General features: G+C 67.7%; 13 protein-coding genes and 1 riboswitch. Of the genes, 7 read left to right on the top strand and 6 right to left on the bottom strand.

Annotated elements, in window-relative coordinates:
- Window positions 1–2: 2 nt before the first annotated feature.
- The gene (locus BMX85_RS06175; protein ID WP_090314753.1) at window positions 3–710 is read right to left on the bottom strand and encodes a hypothetical protein; all 708 of its coding nucleotides are present in this window, start codon (window positions 708–710) and stop codon (window positions 3–5) included.
- A 15-nt stretch (window positions 711–725) separates the two neighbouring features.
- Here BMX85_RS06175 and BMX85_RS30410 point away from each other — a divergent pair, with 15 nt between their 5' ends.
- Window positions 726–1,064 carry a hypothetical protein gene (locus BMX85_RS30410; RefSeq protein ID WP_177196656.1) on the top strand — a complete coding sequence of 113 codons (339 nt, stop codon included), beginning with the start codon at window positions 726–728 and terminating at the stop codon, window positions 1,062–1,064.
- Between the two features lie 181 nt (window positions 1,065–1,245).
- Here BMX85_RS30410 and BMX85_RS06165 read toward each other — a convergent pair whose 3' ends face one another.
- Window positions 1,246–2,610, bottom strand: a complete 1,365-nt coding sequence (locus BMX85_RS06165; protein ID WP_090314749.1) for a sigma-54-dependent transcriptional regulator — start codon at window positions 2,608–2,610, stop codon at window positions 1,246–1,248.
- A complete protein-coding gene (locus BMX85_RS06160) occupies window positions 2,595–3,947 on the bottom strand; it encodes a sensor histidine kinase (protein WP_177196655.1) in 1,353 nt (450 codons plus the stop codon). The genes BMX85_RS06165 and BMX85_RS06160 overlap by 16 nt, the downstream gene beginning before the upstream one ends.
- A gap of 126 nt (window positions 3,948–4,073) precedes the next feature.
- Between BMX85_RS06160 and BMX85_RS06155 the strand changes: the two genes are divergently transcribed.
- From BMX85_RS06155 to BMX85_RS06135, 5 genes are all read left to right on the top strand, one after another.
- The gene (locus BMX85_RS06155) at window positions 4,074–6,314 is read left to right on the top strand and encodes a heavy metal translocating P-type ATPase (protein WP_373923259.1); all 2,241 of its coding nucleotides are present in this window, start codon (window positions 4,074–4,076) and stop codon (window positions 6,312–6,314) included.
- On the top strand, window positions 6,311–6,703 hold the full coding sequence (gene cueR, locus BMX85_RS06150; RefSeq protein ID WP_090314747.1) for a Cu(I)-responsive transcriptional regulator: 393 nt from the start codon (window positions 6,311–6,313) through the stop codon (window positions 6,701–6,703). Before BMX85_RS06155 ends, cueR begins: the two co-directional genes overlap by 4 nt.
- Before the next feature lie 42 nt (window positions 6,704–6,745).
- Window positions 6,746–6,966, top strand: a riboswitch (cobalamin riboswitch).
- 64 nt (window positions 6,967–7,030) lie between these two features.
- On the top strand, window positions 7,031–7,627 hold the full coding sequence (locus tag BMX85_RS06145; protein ID WP_090314745.1) for a MotA/TolQ/ExbB proton channel family protein: 597 nt from the start codon (window positions 7,031–7,033) through the stop codon (window positions 7,625–7,627).
- 1 nt (window position 7,628) lies between these two features.
- Window positions 7,629–7,970: a DUF2149 domain-containing protein gene (locus BMX85_RS06140; RefSeq protein ID WP_229210296.1), complete on the top strand. Its 342-nt coding sequence runs from the start codon at window positions 7,629–7,631 to the stop codon at window positions 7,968–7,970.
- On the top strand, window positions 7,957–12,060 hold the full coding sequence (locus tag BMX85_RS06135) for a cobaltochelatase subunit CobN (protein ID WP_090314743.1): 4,104 nt from the start codon (window positions 7,957–7,959) through the stop codon (window positions 12,058–12,060). The genes BMX85_RS06140 and BMX85_RS06135 overlap by 14 nt, the downstream gene beginning before the upstream one ends.
- A gap of 34 nt (window positions 12,061–12,094) precedes the next feature.
- On the opposite strand, the gene BMX85_RS06130 is transcribed toward BMX85_RS06135, so the two are convergent.
- Window positions 12,095–12,856: a sulfite exporter TauE/SafE family protein gene (locus BMX85_RS06130; RefSeq protein ID WP_090314741.1), complete on the bottom strand. Its 762-nt coding sequence runs from the start codon at window positions 12,854–12,856 to the stop codon at window positions 12,095–12,097.
- A gap of 134 nt (window positions 12,857–12,990) precedes the next feature.
- Between BMX85_RS06130 and BMX85_RS06125 the strand changes: the two genes are divergently transcribed.
- Window positions 12,991–13,710 (top strand): glutathione S-transferase, encoded by a 720-nt coding sequence (locus tag BMX85_RS06125; protein WP_090314739.1) that lies wholly within the window; start codon window positions 12,991–12,993, stop codon window positions 13,708–13,710.
- 25 nt (window positions 13,711–13,735) lie between these two features.
- On the opposite strand, the gene BMX85_RS06120 is transcribed toward BMX85_RS06125, so the two are convergent.
- Both BMX85_RS06120 and BMX85_RS06115 read right to left on the bottom strand, forming a co-directional pair.
- Window positions 13,736–13,936, bottom strand: coding sequence for a heavy-metal-associated domain-containing protein (locus BMX85_RS06120; protein WP_090315276.1), 201 nt, complete (start codon window positions 13,934–13,936; stop codon window positions 13,736–13,738).
- A gap of 175 nt (window positions 13,937–14,111) precedes the next feature.
- A complete protein-coding gene (locus BMX85_RS06115; RefSeq protein WP_090314736.1) occupies window positions 14,112–14,396 on the bottom strand; it encodes a type II toxin-antitoxin system HicB family antitoxin in 285 nt (94 codons plus the stop codon).
- Window positions 14,397–14,601 lie beyond the last annotated feature (205 nt).

The raw sequence follows: 14,601 nt of genomic DNA, 5'->3' as shown, positions 1-14,601 counted from the left end.
GGTTACGGTTGATGGGCCGGCGGCGTGCCCGGTGGTGAAGGGCGCGCGGGCCGGGCAGGCGCCTCACGGGTCGCCGCGCGCGCCGCCGACAGGTCGGCGCCGACCGTTATCGCTTCGAGCGACATGCCGGCGGCGCCGCGCGTGCCGATGCCGGTGGCAGCGAACGGCTGTGCGGGCGCCACCTGTGTGCGGACCAGGTCCGGACGGAAGTAGATGATGTCGCCGTTGGTGAGGATGACGCCATTGGCCTCGCCACGCGGTCCGCGCAGCACGACATCGATGGTGCCGGCGGATTCCAGCCTTTGCATCGATCGACGCGGTGCTGGCGGGGCGGGCGGTCCCGTAGGTTCGTCGCCGACGTTGGCGCCCGAAGACAGGTTGACCAGGTCGGCGGCGCGGATCACGCCGTCGTCGGCGACCTGGCCGATGACGCGCACCCGGTCTCCCTGCGCGGCGGCGCCGCCGATCCGCGCCGCCACGTGCGGCGGGAACAGCACCAGCGTGCCATCGGCCAGGCGCAGGCCGTTTGGATCGCCGTAGGGGGTGGTGAGATAGCGCGCAACGACGCCTTCGGCCACCGGCGCCTGGGCGGGGGCGGTGGCCAAGCGGCCGCGCGGTGGCGGCGGTGGCGCTGCACTGGCCTCGCCGCAGCAAAGGCTGGACAGCGCCGCCGCCAGCGCCGTGGCGCGCGCCAGCGCAGACGGTGGCATTGTCACGGCGGTGTTATGGCTGGCCGACCGGCGGTGGTGGTGGTGGTGGTGGTGGTGCTTGGGTTCCCGGCGCCTGTGGTGGCGGAGGAGGCGGCGTGTCGAGCGGCCTTTTACCCGCCGGACCACGCGGCTTGGGTGGCGGCACAGGCTTGGCGGCGTCGCCCCGGCGGCCCTCCACCGGTGGCGGCGGCGGCGGCGCGTCCGCGCCTGGCGGTGGCGGAACCGGCGCTCCCGGTGGTGGTGCCGGCGGCGCTGGCGGTGGTGGCGCCGGTTGCCCGGCTGGCGGTGGCGGCGGAGCCGGATCGGTTTGTGAAGGGGCTGCGGATGCTGCCGTGGCCAGCGAAAGCGCGATGACCATCATCGGGTATTTAAGAATATTCATGACTATCTCCTTGTGTGATGTCGAGGGGTGGTAGTCATCACTATGCAGATAGCGTGCCAGGCCCGCGCGCCCCTGGTTACGCCAGCGCGCACGCCGGGGTGTCCGTTGCTGTTACAGCGGGGTGTCAATGGAACGGACAGCTGTCCGCCAGCGTCACTCCAGCCGGTACTGCGCCAGCTTGCGGTACAACTGCTGGCGCGACAATCCGAGGCGGCGCGCGGCTTCGCTGCGATTGCCCGCCGCCGCGTCGAGCGCGCGCCGCAGCATCGCAAGTTCGACCTGCGCCAGCGCGCTTTCGAGCGTGCCATCCCAGTCGATGTCCGTAGCCGAGGCCGGGAGGGTGGCGGAGTCGCCGGCCTGGCGGACCGCGCCAAGGCCAAGGTGTTCGATCTCGATCAGGTCACCCTCGCTGAGGGCGATGGCGCGCTGTATCGTGTTGCGCAGTTCACGCACGTTGCCCGGCCAGTCGTGCGCCTCCAATGCGCGCAATGCCGGCTCGCTCAGGCGTTTTTCTCGCCCGCCCGCACGTCCGCGCAAAAAATGCGCGGCCAGCAGCGCGACATCGCCCGCGCGCTCGCGCAGCGGCGGCAGCGTGATCGTGATGACCTGTAGCCGGTACCACAGGTCGGCGCGGAAGGTGTGCGCGGCCACCTCGGCCTCCAGGTCGCGGTGGGTGGCGGCGACGACGCGCAAATCGACCGGCTGGCTGTGGCGCGCGCCCAGCGGCGTCACTTCGCGCTCCTGCAGCACACGCAGGATCTTGGCCTGGGTCGGCAGCGCCATATCGCCGATCTCGTCGAGGAACAGGGTGCCGCCGTCGGCCTCGCGGAAGCGCCCGGGGCGGTCCGCGGTGGCGCCGGAGAACGCGCCTTTGACATGGCCGAACAGTTCACTCTCGAGCAGTTCGGCGGGGATCGCCGCGCAGTTGACTGCGACGAACGGCCCGGTGCTCCTGGCGCTGTTCTGATGCAGCGCCTGCGCCACCAGTTCCTTGCCGGTGCCGGTCTCGCCCAGCACCAGCACCGAGTTGTCGCTGTCGGCGACCAGGCCGATGCGTTTGAAGATGGCCCGCATCTCCGCGCTGTTGCTCAGCATTTTTTCGTCCTGCAAATCGCAGTCCGGCGCCAAGGTGCCGGGCGTTTCGTGCGCCGCCTGCGTGGCGGCCTTGAGCGCCCGGCCCAGCGCCACGGCCAGCGCGTCGCGCCCGAGTGGCTTGGTCAGGTGGTCGAAAGCGCCCAGGCGCATCGCTTCGATGGTGTTGGAGCCGCTTGCGTAAGCGGTCAGCATCAGGCACGGCACGCCGGGCGCGATGCCGGGCGCCGCTCGCAGGAAGGCCAGGCCGTCATCGCCGGGCAGGCGCAAATCGACGATGGCGGCGGCGATCCGGCCCTCCGCCAGGGCGCGCAACCCGGCCTCGCAGCTGGCCGCCTGGCGCACCGCGTGGCCCAGGTCTTCCAGCGTCTCGGCCAGGGTGGCGCGGAACGCGGCGTCGTCGTCGACAATCAGGATCGTGGCCATGGCAGCTCCAGTTCGATGCGGGTGCCCGCGATTTGTTGCGCGCCCAGCGCCACGCGGCCGCCGTGGGCCTGGACCACTTCGCGCACGACGGCCAGTCCCAGGCCGGTGCCGCCTTCGCGGCCGGTGACCAATGGATCGAATAGCGTGGCGCGCAGCGCAGGCGGCACGCCGCTGCCGTCATCGGCCACCCACAGACGCAGCAGGGCGCCGTCGCGCGCCGCGCCTAATTGAATGTGTCCACCGGCGGCGGTGTGTGCCAGCGCGTTCAATATCAGGTTGTCCATCACACGCTCCATTTGCGCCGGATCGAACAGCGCCGTGGCGCGCGTGGCGTCGTCGAGACCGGGCTGCAGGTCGACGCTTAAGGTCACGCCAAGATCGGTGGCCGCTTCGGCGTGTTGCTGGACGCGCTGCGCGAGCCAGTCGGCCAGCGCCACCGCCGCGCGTTGCGGATGGAAGGAGCGCGTCAACGCCAGCAGGCTGGCCACCAGCGTCTCGAGCCGCTGTACCTGCGCCAGCGTCGTATGCAGCGCCGCTTCGGTGCGGGCCTGGCGGCGGTCCGGCGGCGCCGCCAGCGCGTTCTCCACCTTCATGCGGATGGTGCCGAGCGGGTTGCGGATCTCGTGCGCCAGGCCGGCCGCCAGCCCGCCCAGCGCGGCCATGCGTTCGCTCCCCACCAGCAGCGCCGACAGGCGCTGCGCCTCGCGCCCCCAGCGTGTGAGCAGCAGGGCGAAGCCGGCGCCGGCCAGCACCAATGAGCCCAATAGCAAGCTGAGGGCCAGGACCAGATGCCGGAGCGCGCCGTCGGCGATGGTCGCCACCCGGGTCAGGGTCCATCCGGCGATGTTGGCCGTCACCGGGCAGGCGCTGTAGACGACGGCCTCGCGCAATCCGGGCCGCACTTCGTCGACGGCGGCGCGCGCGGCCAGCGCCTGCTCCGACAGGGCCGCCAGCCGGGGTAGCTCGGCCGCCGGCACGTCCGTCTTGGCGCCGCTGCCGTCGTAGGTCGGGAAGGCATAGGCGAACACGCCGCGCTGGCGCTCCCACAGGCCGCCCTCGACGCCGGCGTCCTCGCGCAGGGCCATGTCGACGATGGCGCGAGCCGTCGCGGTATCACCGGTGGCGCCGACGTCGATGCGTTCGCCGCCGGCGCGCATGATCTGGCACAGAACGGCGGCGCGCGAGCGGGCCGCCGAAACCTGCCAGTCCGCGCCCTGGCGGCCCAGTTGCAGCAACAGCCACACCAGCAGTACGACCATGGCGGCGATGGCAGTCCAAAGCCACAGCAGATCGCGTTTTAACATTCGGCCCAGCGCCACTTTGATCTTTCTTGTCATGTCGATATCCGGATTGTAGCGATTATCTCGGCGGTTTCTGTGCGCGAGCGGACGCGCGTGCCGAAAAAGCGCTTGACCTTCCAATCGTGGGATACTTGAAGCTAGTGCTAATAACCCGCCATTCGAATGACCATGATGAACGCAACCGCTGAAAAGCCCGTCTCGCAATCGATCAAGATCGAGGGCATGAGCTGCGCCTCCTGCGTTGGACGCGTGGAGCGCGTGCTCGCCGCCGTGGCGGGCGTCAAGCAGGTCAGCGTCAACCTGGCGACCGAGATGGCGCGCGTGGACTCGGCGCTGCCGATCGATTTCGAGGTGCTGCGGCAGGCCGTCGACAAGGCCGGCTACCAGGCCACGCCGGCGCCGGCGCCTTTCGCGCCCGCCGTGCCGGTGGTGCCCGCCCCCGGGGCCAGTGGTTACGCCGTGCTGCTGGCGGCGCTGCTGTCGCTGCCGCTGGTGCTGCCGATGCTGCTGGAACTGGCCGGCGTCCATTGGATGCTCGACGGCCGCATCCAGTTCCTGCTGGCGACGCCGGTGCAGTTTTTGCTCGGCGCGCGCTTTTACCGGGCCGGCTGGCTGGCCGCGCGCGCCCGCAGCGGCAATATGGATTTGCTGGTGGCGGTCGGCACCAGCGCCGCCTACGGCCTGAGCGTCTACCAACTGCTGGCCGCCACGTCGGCCATGCCGCACCTGTACTTCGAGGCGTCCGCCGTGGTCATCACGCTGGTGTTGCTGGGCAAATGGTTGGAGGCGCGCGCCAAGCGCCAGACCACGTCCGCGATCCGCGCGCTGCAGGTGCTGCGGCCCGAGTCGGCGCGCGTTCGACGCGGCGGCGAGGATGTCGACGTGCCGATCGCGCAGGTGCTGCCCGGCGAGATGGTGGTGGCGCGGCCGGGCGAACGCATCGCCGTCGACGGCGTGGTGGTCGAAGGCGCCAGCCACGTGGACGAAGCGCTGATCACCGGCGAAAGCCTGCCGGTGGCGCGCCATGTCGGCGACCGTGTGACCGGGGGCGCGATCAACGGCGAAGGCATGCTGCTGGTGCGCGTGACGGCGGTCGGCGCCGAGAGCACGCTGGCGCGCATCATCCGCCTGGTGGAGGACGCACAGGCGGCCAAGGCGCCGGTGCAGCATCTGGTGGACCGCGTCAGCGCGGTGTTCGTGCCGGTGGTGCTGGTATTGGCTTTGCTCACACTGGTGGGATGGTGGCTGGCGTCAGGCGACGGCGAGACCGCCATCATCAACGCGGTGGCGGTGCTGGTGATCGCCTGTCCGTGCGCGCTGGGACTGGCCACGCCTGCCGCCATCATGGCCGGCACCGGCGTGGCGGCGCGCCACGGCATCCTGATCAAGGACGCGGAGGCGCTGGAGCTGGCGCACCGCATCACCACCGTCGCTTTCGATAAAACCGGTACGCTGACCGAGGGCAAACCGTCGCTGGCGGCGTGCGAGCCGGCGCCCGGCGCTGTCGACCAGGCGCGCCTGCTGCAACTGGCGGCGGCGGTGCAACGGGGAAGCGAGCATGCGCTGGCCCGCGCGGTGCAGCAAGCCGCCGAGGGAGAATCCGCCGATCCGATGAGCGCCTCTGACACCGCCGCCTTGCCCGGACGCGGCGTCGCCGCCACCGTCGACGGCATGCGGCTGATATTGGGCAGCACGCGCCTGATGGAGGAGCAGGGCGTCGCGCTGACCGCGCTGGCGGCGCGCGGCGCCGAACTGGAACGGCAAGGCCTGACCGTTTCCTGGCTTGCCGCGCAGTCGCCGCAACCGCCCCGTTTACTGGGCTTGCTGGCCTTCGGCGACCGTATCAAGCCGCAGGCGCGCGCCGCGATCGAGGCGCTGCACGCGTTGAACATCGAGACCGTGCTGCTGACAGGCGACAATCAGGGCAGCGCCGCCCATGTCGGCGCGGCGCTCGGCGTCCAGCGTGTGGTCAGCAACATGCTGCCGGCCGATAAAGCCGCCACCATCGGCGCCATGAAGGGAGAGGGCAAGTGCATCGCCATGGTCGGCGATGGCATCAACGACGCGCCGGCGCTGGCCGCCGCCGACGTCGGCATCGCCATGTCCAGCGGCACCGACGTCGCCATGCACGCCGCCGGCATCACGCTGATGCGCGGCGATCCGGCACTGGTGGCCGCCGCCATCTCGATCTCGCGCCGCAGCTACAGCAAGATCCGCCAGAATCTGTTTTGGGCGTTTATCTATAACCTGGTCGGCATTCCGTTGGCCGCTTTCGGCCTGCTCAACCCCATGGTCGCCGGCGCCGCGATGGCGCTCAGTTCCGTCAGCGTGATCAGCAACGCGCTGCTGCTGCGCCGCTGGAAGCCAGATGCGCACCCCGCAACGACAGGAGGGAAGGCATGAATATCGGACAAGCGGCCAGCGCCTCCGGCGTTTCGGCGAAGATGATCCGCTACTACGAGAGCATCGCACTGATTCCGCCGGGGCGGCGCAGCGCATCGGGCTACCGCGTCTATGGCGAGAACGACCTGCACGCGCTGCGCTTCGTCAAGCGCGCGCGCACGCTGGGCTTCTCGCTGGACCAGATCCGGGAGCTGCTGTCGCTGTGGCAGGACAAGGAGCGCGCCAGCGCCGACGTGAAGACAATCGCGCTCGGCCACGTCGAAGAGCTCAACCAGCGCATCGCCGAACTGACCGAAATGCGCGACACGCTGCAAACGCTGGCGCGCTGCTGCAAGGGCAACGACAGGCCCGATTGTCCCATTCTTCAAAGTCTCGCCGAATCAAACTAGCTCGGAGCACCCGCCGCATCTGTCGGGACGGGCTGGAACCACGTATAATCGCCAGGTTTTGGTGCCCGCGCGTCCGTCTGGATGCGCAGTTAAACGGGAAACATGGCGCTGGCCCAGCCAGCCAACATGTGCTGCCCCCGCAACGGTAAACAAGCGTCGTCCCCGACGACTATCCGCCTCGCTGTGCCACTGTGCTGTCGCATGGGAAGGTCAGGCGGATTTGCTTGCGAGCCCGGATACCGGCCAAAAAGGTGGAAGCGCCGATGCGCTTCCTTTCAATCCGCTCACGGGGAGGTGAGTGGCTTGCTTCTGTCGCTGGATCATTCAATGCCTAACCTGCCTGCCGACGCGGCCATCCGCTCGATCGAGACGCTGCTGTATTCCATTTCCAACGTGCTGTATCTGCCCGTGTTGCTGGGGATCGCCGCGCTGACCTTATATATGCTGGTGTGCTTCGGCACCTTCGGCGCCGAATGGATCGAGCGCCGCCGCGGCGTGCGCATGCTGGTGGCGACCGCGCGTCACGACATGGCGGCCGTGCTGACCGCGCAGGAAGGCGAACCGGGACTCGACGCGCGCCTCGAACGCGTGGTGCAGCGCGCCGACGCCGCCGGCGTGCGCCGCTTGGACGGCGTGCGTTTCGTGGTGCGGGTCGGCCCGGCGCTCGGTCTGATGGGCACCCTGATACCGATGGGTATCTCGCTGGCCGGCCTGGCGCAGGGCAATCTGCCGAAGATGGCCGAATCGATGACCACCGCCTTCACCGCCACCGTGGTCGGCCTTGCGTGCAGCGTGTGCGCGTATGTTCTGAGCCTGGTGCGCGAGCACTGGCTGCGCAACGACCTGACCGACATCGCCTACGCCGCCGAGAGCATGCTGGCGGCGAACGCCAGCAAGCCGCACCTGATGCGCGCGGAGGCGTGATATGGCGATGCGCTTCATGAACCGCCACCGCTACAGCCGCATCGGCGAGCACACCGAGGACCCGCTGGCCGGCGTCGCCAACCTGTTCGACGCCAGCATCGTCTTCATCGTCGCCATGATGCTGGCGCTGTTCTCCGCCTGGAACATGATGGACCTGCTCGATCCGAATTCGGAAGTCACCATCGCCAAGAAAAGCGCGGACGGACGCGTCGAAGTGCTGACCAAGAAGGGCGCCGAGATCACCGTGAGCCGCGTCAGCGACAAGCCATTGTCCGGCTCGGGCAAGCGACTCGGCACCGCCTACCAACTGCCGGACGGGAAGGTCGTATATGTTCCGGAATAAGCGCTTTGGAACACTGGAAGCCGTCCTGCTGCTGCTGGTTTCCTTCTTCATCGTCGGCTATGTGCACTCGGCGCAGGCGCCGCGCACGCTGGCGCTGATGCTCGGCGACGTCGAATCGCGGCCGGCGGTGCTGGCGGTGCGCGGTTTGCAGGCGGAGCTGAAGGCGCTCAACGTCGTCATCCGCATCATCCCCAACAACGGCATGACGCAGGCCGACCGCAACGCCCTCGCCAGCGCCGATGTCGCGATCGTCAACGCCAAGGGCAGGCTGGCGATGGCGGGACTGAAGGATGAACTGCAGGCGCTGAGGAAGTCGCGCCATCCGGTGTTCGCCGTCGGCGGCGCCATCGACGACAGCATCCGCGAGATGGGCGTCCAGGACGACAAGACCATCCAGCAGTATCACAGCGAGGGTGGGATCGAGAACATGGGCAACCTGCTGCGCTACATCCTGCGCCAGCATTTCGGCGCGACGCTGGTGGCGGCGCCGGTGCATGCGATGCCGGACGTGGGCCTGTACGACGTCGCGGCCAACCGCACCTACGGCAGCTACGAGCAGTATTTGCAGGGCTATGCCAATTACAAGACGGGCGCGCCGTGGATCGCCGTGCCGTTCTATCGCGCCAGCCTGGTGGCGGGGCAAACTTTGCCGCTGGCGGCCATCGTCGCCAGGCTCGAAGCGGGCGGCTACAACGTGCTGCCGGTGTTCGGCTATCCGTACGACGTGCCGTTGCGCTTCCTGCTCGACGAGAACGGCAAGAGCCGCGTGGACCTGATCGTCGCGCTGGGCATGAAGGTCGGCGGCACCGCCAACACTGGCGCTCTACTCGACAAGATCGGCGTCCCGGCGATCAACGCCATCACCCTGAGCCAGCACACGGCGGCGCAATGGCGCGACTCGAAGATCGGCCTCGATATCATCGAACGCACCTGGCAGCTTGCCGGCGCCGAGATGGCGGGCCTGATACAGCCGACGGTGGTCGCCAGCCGCGAGCGCATCAGCGATGCGCAGACCGGCCTGGCCTACGTCGAGGAGACGCCGATCGCGGAGCGCATCGAACGCCTGAACGAGCGCGTGGCGGCCTGGCTGGCCCTGCGCCAGAAGGCCAACGGCGACAAGCGCATCGCGATGATCTACTTTAACTACCCGCATGGTTCGGAGACCATCGGCGCGGCGTATCTGAACGTGCTGCCGGAAAGTTTGTGGCAGATCGTCCAGCGCCTCAAGCGCGACGGCTACCAGACCGGTGACGCGCTGCCTGCCGGCGAGGCCGAGCTGCAAGGCGAGATCCAGCAATGGGGCAATTACCCGGGCAAGTCCAAGGGCGACTACATGACGGGCCTGAAGCATCTGGCCGAAAGCGGCCAGGCCTTGCTGGTGCCGCTGGGCGATTATCAGGCATGGTTTGCCAAACTTCCGCAAACGCTGCGCGAATCCATCCTGGCCTCCTGGGGCAAGCCGGAAAACGCACCGGTGCTGTGGCGCGACGCCAAGGGGCAGCCGTTCTTCGTCTACCCGGCGCGCCGCTTCGGCAACGTGTTGATGGCGCCGCAGCCCGGCCGCGCGTGGGAGCAAAACCTGGAGAAGCTGCACAACGAAGTGAGCATGCCGCCCAGCCACGAGTACATCGCCTTCTATCTGTGGCTGCAAAAGAGCTTCCAGGCCAACGCCGTGATGCACATCGGCACCCACGGCACGCAGGAATGGCTGACCGGTAAAGAGGCCGGCCTGTCCGAGGACGATCCGACCGAGGCGCTGATCGGCGCCGTGCCCAATATTTATCCCTACGTGATGGACGACGTGGGCGAGGGCATACAGGCCAAGCGGCGCGGCATGGCCACCATCATCGACCACATGACGCCACCGTTCGATATCGCCGGCCTCAATCCCGACCTGCGCGAGCTTGGCGCGCTGCTCAACGACTACCGCGTGGCCGAGCAAAAAAGCCCGCTGCTGGCGCGCAGCCACATGCTGGCGCTGAACCGCGTCGCCGCCAAAAGCGGCGTGTTGAAGGACATGAAAAAGACCGAGCTCAAAACCGAAGCCGATATGGAGGCGCTGGAAGAGTACCTGGACGATACCGGCAACAAGCTGACGCCTTTCGGCCTGCACACCTTCGGCGTGGCGCCGACGGCGGAGCGGCGCAACGCCACCGCGCGCGCGGTGGTCAGCCTGGACACCGGCGCCACCGCCGAGCAGAAGGCCAAACGGGTCGCGCGGCTGGAAGACGATATCGAGCGCAGCGCGGCGCTGGAGTTGGACCGCTTGATGGAGTCCCTGGCGGGCCGCTACATTCCGGCCGGCGCCAGCGCGGACCTGGTACGCAATCCCGACGCGCTGCCGACGGGCCGCAACTTCTTCGGTCTCGATCCCTCGAGGATTCCCGGCAAGACGACTTACGAGGCGGGCGCTAAACTCGCGCGGCAACTGGTCGACGACTATCGCAAACGCCATGGCGTGTACCCGGACAAATTGAGCATGAACCTGTGGGGTGTGGAGACCTCGCGCCACGAGGGCATCATGGAGGCGCAGGCGATGGCGCTGATGGGCGTGCGTCCGACCTGGGATGAACGCGGCCGCGTAACCGGTGTCGAAGCGCTGGCCCGCAAGGAGCTGGAACGTCCGCGTGTCGACGTCACGCTGATTTCGTCGGGCCTGTTCCGCGACCTGTTCGGCAATCTGCTGGCGTTGATGGACAAGGCGGCGCAACTGGCGCAGCAACAGGACGATCTGGGCACGGCGGCCGATGCCGGGCCGTCGGGCAACGTGATGCAGGAGCACAGCCGCAAGACCGCCGCCGCCTTGCAGGCCACCGGCATGTCGGCCGACGAGGCGCGGCGCATGGCGTCGGTGCGCATCTTCGGCGTGCCGAGCGGCGCCTACGGCACCCAGATCGAAAAGCTGATCCCGCTGACGAACGCCTGGAAGAACGAGAAGGAAGTGGCGGACGTGTTCATCAACCGCATGAGCCATCCTTTCGGCGCCGGCTACTGGGGCGACGACAAGGCCGACCCCGCGCAACGGCGCGAATTGTTCAAGCGGGCCATCAGCGGCAGCAAGATCGCGCTGCACAGCCGGTCGAGCAACCTGTTTGCGACATTGGACAATGATGACTTCTTCCAGTACCTGGGCGGCACCGCGATGGCGATCCGCAGCACCGACGGCAAGACGCCGGAGGTGGTGGTGAGCGATTTGTCCAACCCGCGCAAACCGGGCCACAAGACGCTGGAGCAGTACATGGGCCAGGAGATGCAGTCGCGCTACCTCAATCCCAAGTGGGCCGACAGCATGCTGAAGGAAGGCTACTCCGGCGCGCGCTACATCAACCGCGTGGTCGACTATTTGTGGGCCTGGCAGGTGACGGTGCCGGAGGTGGTCGACAGCGGCAAGTGGCAGCGCATGTACGACACCTACGTGGCCGACCGCCATGGCCTGAAAGTGCGCGAGCGCTTCGCCGCCAGCGGCAACCTGCGCGCCTACCAGGCGGTGACGGATCGCATGCTCAGCGCCATCGAGCGTGGGTACTGGAAGCCGGGCGACGCGGTGCGCGACGATCTCACGCGGCAAAACGCGCGGGCGATCAAGGATGCGGGCGTGTCGTGCAGCGCGGATTCGTGCAGCAAGGCGACGTTGAAGATCGCGCCGGAGTTCACCGGCCAGTTCGTGCCGAACGTCGGTTCCAATCCGGCGATCGCGCGCGGGGCGGCGGCGGCCGGGCGTGCCGGCGGTTCGGCGCCGTCGGCGCAGCCAGTGGCGGCCGCGCCGGGGCAGCAACAAGCCAGCGACGCCGCGATGCAGGCCGCGCTGGCGGACCTGCAAGTGCTGCAAGCGAAGTCGCAGGAGCTGCAACCGGTACCGGCGCCCCGCGCCAAGGCCAAACCGGCAGACCCGGCGCCGGCACCGTTTGCGAAAACCGAGCCGGCCGACGCCAAGGTAAGCGGGTTTGAGATGCAGACGCTGGCCGATCTCAGCCCGGCGCAGAAGACGGTGGGGACGCTGGCGCTGCTGGCGCTGGCCGCCGGCCTGGTGGGCGCCGGCTATATCGGACGTCGAAAGAAGCTGAAGAAACTAAGCGGAATGCTCGATTAAGCGTCGATCCGAAGCGCGCGCGGGGTTGACGACATCAACGCACAAACATCCAAACCGTCAGCGCCGCGCCGACCAGCACCACGAACCCGCGCATCACCTTCTCCGGCAGGCGGTGAATCAACCACCCGCCGCACAAGCCGCCGGCGATGCCGCCCACGCACAGCGCCAGCGCCGCCGGCCAGCTGATCAAACCCGAGGTGGCGAAGATCAGCGCCGCCACCGCGTTCATGGCCATCGCCAGCACGTTCTTGGTGGCCGCGGCCATGCGCACCTGTTGGCCGGCGACCGTCAGCGCCGCCAGCATCAAAAAGCCGATGCCGCCGCCAAAGTAGCCGCCATAAATCGCGATGCACCCCTGCGCCAGCGCCAGCACCCAGCGCGGCATGCCGCCGGCCGCGTGCAGCGGCTTTTTGCGGAAGCTCCCCCACGCGAACACGCTGGTGGCGAACAGCACCAGCCAGGGCACCAGCCGTTCGAAGAACGACGCCGGGGTGTTCAACAGCAGCACGGCGCCGAACACGCCGCCGATGGCGCTGATGATCAGCATCTGGCGGAACGTCAGCGGACCGACGTCGCCCACCAGTTGGCGTCCCGCGTAGGCCGAGGTGATCTGGCTCGGAAACAGGGCGATGGTCGACGTCATGTTGGCCGCCAGCGGATTCAATCCGGCCAGCATCAGGGCGGGGAAGGTGATGAACGAGCCGCCGCCGGCCAGGGCGTTTTGCACGCCGGCGAGGAATCCGGCGGCGGCGACCATCAGGACGATGTGGATTTCAAGCGGTGGGACTGGCGGCATGGGCGGGCGCAGACATGGTTGATATGGAAGCGGGCGGAACAATAGTTTCCGCTTGATTATAACCGTCGCCCGAAAAGCTTTCCGGGCGCGGCATTGTGCGACGGGAGCGCGCCGGCGGTGCTACGATATTCCGCATGACGACACCATATCAACTCTATTACTGGGACGGCCTGCAGGGCCGCGGCGAATTCGTGCGGCTGGCGCTGGAGGAGGCGGCCCTCCCCTACGACGATGTGGCGCGGCGCAAGAAGGGCATGCCGGCGTTGATGGCGAGCCTGGACGGCGACAAGGTCGATCATCCGTCGTTCGCGCCGCCGGTGCTGCGCGCGGGCGAGCTGCTGATCGGGCAGACGGCCAATATCCTGCTGTTCCTCGGCGCGCGCCATGGCCTGGCGCCGCGCGCGGAAGCGGGGCGCTTGTGGGCCAACCAGCTGCAACTGACCATCTGCGACATCGTCGCCGAGGCGCACGACACGCATCACCCGATCTCCACCAACAAGTATTACGAAGACCAGAAGAAGGAAGCCAAGGCGCGCGCGCAGGATTTCAGGGACACGCGCATACCGAAGTTCCTGGATTATTTCGAGGGTGTGGTGCGGCGCAATCCGGGACGTGGCGGCTGGGCCATCGGCTCGCGCCGGTCGTATGTCGACCTGTCGCTATTCCAGTTGATCGAGGGTTTGCGCTACGCGTTTCCGAAAACGATGGCGAAACTCGAGCCGTCGTATCCGGGTTTGGTCGCCTTGCGCGACAAGGTGGCGGCGCGGCCCAACATCGCCGCCTACGTGGGTTCGAAGCGGCGCATCCCCTTCAACGAGGACGGCATCTTCCGCCACTACCCCGAGTTGGAGTGACCCGGGGCTTCGAGGGACGCCGCGGTCAGGCGGCGGAGGTGACCGGGTAGCCGGCGTCGGCGATGGCCGATTTCAGCGGCGCCAGCGCGGTGGCGCTGTCGATGTTGACGGTCTTGGTGGCCAGGTCGACTTCGACCCTGGCGGCGGCGTCGATCGCCTGCACCGCCTTGGTCACCGCGCCCACGCAGTGACCGCAACTCATGTTCTCCACTTGTAGCTGATACATCGACTTCTCCTTCATGGTTTCGATGATCATACTGTATGCCTTCCAATCATGGGAAGGTCAAGGGAAACGTCGTCGTAGGCGCATGATGGGCCGACAACGGATCCTGGCCGATTACGCTGCGCTAATCCGCCCGAGGTGGTTTAGATGGGCGCTTGTTCCCGCGGAGCGCTAATCGTCACCCCTCCGGCGGATCGTCCAGCCTGGCCAGGTCGAGGCTGACCATGGCCCAGATGCCGTCGGCATAATCCGGCTCGCGCGACAGGTACTCCACTTCGGAGGGCTTGATTTCGAAGGCCTTGCCCTGTTCGACCAACTGGCCGACGTGGCCGTAGATGGCCTTGGTGGCGTTGCTCATCGCTTTGTCCACCGTCTCGCCGGTGGTCACGCAGCCCGGGATGTCCGGGACGGTCACCCCGTATCGGCTGCCTTCACGCTTCTGGATCAGGATTGGAATGTCCATGGTCTTACCTCAGCTGTGGTCGGAAAGGCGGGCGAAATCAATGACTTGGATGTAAGTGTTATACAGGTTGCCACAGGATTCAAGAACTTTCGTGGATCAACCCGCTTACTTGTGCCGACTTGTGCATAGGTTGAGTGGCAGAAACTGTTTTCGCAAAAAAGAAGCCCCGCCGGCATCGCTGCGGGCGGGGCTAACAGGTACGAAT

It is taken from the genome of Duganella sp. CF517 (genome assembly GCF_900110275.1).
Taxonomy (GTDB): domain Bacteria; phylum Pseudomonadota; class Gammaproteobacteria; order Burkholderiales; family Burkholderiaceae_D; genus Rugamonas.
The sequence above is the reverse complement of the archived record's forward strand: the minus strand, read 5'-3'. Positions and strand labels throughout refer to the sequence as shown.

What these genes read in the sequence shown, in the direction of transcription:
- BMX85_RS06175 (WP_090314753.1), bottom strand. Translation starts at nt 710, where the DNA reads ATGCCACCGTCTGCGCTGGCGCGCGCCACGGCGCTGGCGGCGGCGCTG.
- BMX85_RS30410 (WP_177196656.1), top strand. Translation starts at nt 726, where the DNA reads ATGGCTGGCCGACCGGCGGTGGTGGTGGTGGTGGTGGTGGTGCTTGGG.
- BMX85_RS06165 (WP_090314749.1), bottom strand. Translation starts at nt 2,610, where the DNA reads ATGGCCACGATCCTGATTGTCGACGACGACGCCGCGTTCCGCGCCACC.
- BMX85_RS06160 (WP_177196655.1), bottom strand. Translation starts at nt 3,947, where the DNA reads ATGACAAGAAAGATCAAAGTGGCGCTGGGCCGAATGTTAAAACGCGAT.
- BMX85_RS06155 (WP_373923259.1), top strand. Translation starts at nt 4,074, where the DNA reads ATGACCATGATGAACGCAACCGCTGAAAAGCCCGTCTCGCAATCGATC.
- cueR (WP_090314747.1), top strand. Translation starts at nt 6,311, where the DNA reads ATGAATATCGGACAAGCGGCCAGCGCCTCCGGCGTTTCGGCGAAGATG.
- BMX85_RS06145 (WP_090314745.1), top strand. Translation starts at nt 7,031, where the DNA reads ATGCCTAACCTGCCTGCCGACGCGGCCATCCGCTCGATCGAGACGCTG.
- BMX85_RS06140 (WP_229210296.1), top strand. Translation starts at nt 7,629, where the DNA reads ATGGCGATGCGCTTCATGAACCGCCACCGCTACAGCCGCATCGGCGAG.
- BMX85_RS06135 (WP_090314743.1), top strand. Translation starts at nt 7,957, where the DNA reads ATGTTCCGGAATAAGCGCTTTGGAACACTGGAAGCCGTCCTGCTGCTG.
- BMX85_RS06130 (WP_090314741.1), bottom strand. Translation starts at nt 12,856, where the DNA reads ATGCCGCCAGTCCCACCGCTTGAAATCCACATCGTCCTGATGGTCGCC.
- BMX85_RS06125 (WP_090314739.1), top strand. Translation starts at nt 12,991, where the DNA reads ATGACGACACCATATCAACTCTATTACTGGGACGGCCTGCAGGGCCGC.
- BMX85_RS06120 (WP_090315276.1), bottom strand. Translation starts at nt 13,936, where the DNA reads ATGTATCAGCTACAAGTGGAGAACATGAGTTGCGGTCACTGCGTGGGC.
- BMX85_RS06115 (WP_090314736.1), bottom strand. Translation starts at nt 14,396, where the DNA reads ATGGACATTCCAATCCTGATCCAGAAGCGTGAAGGCAGCCGATACGGG.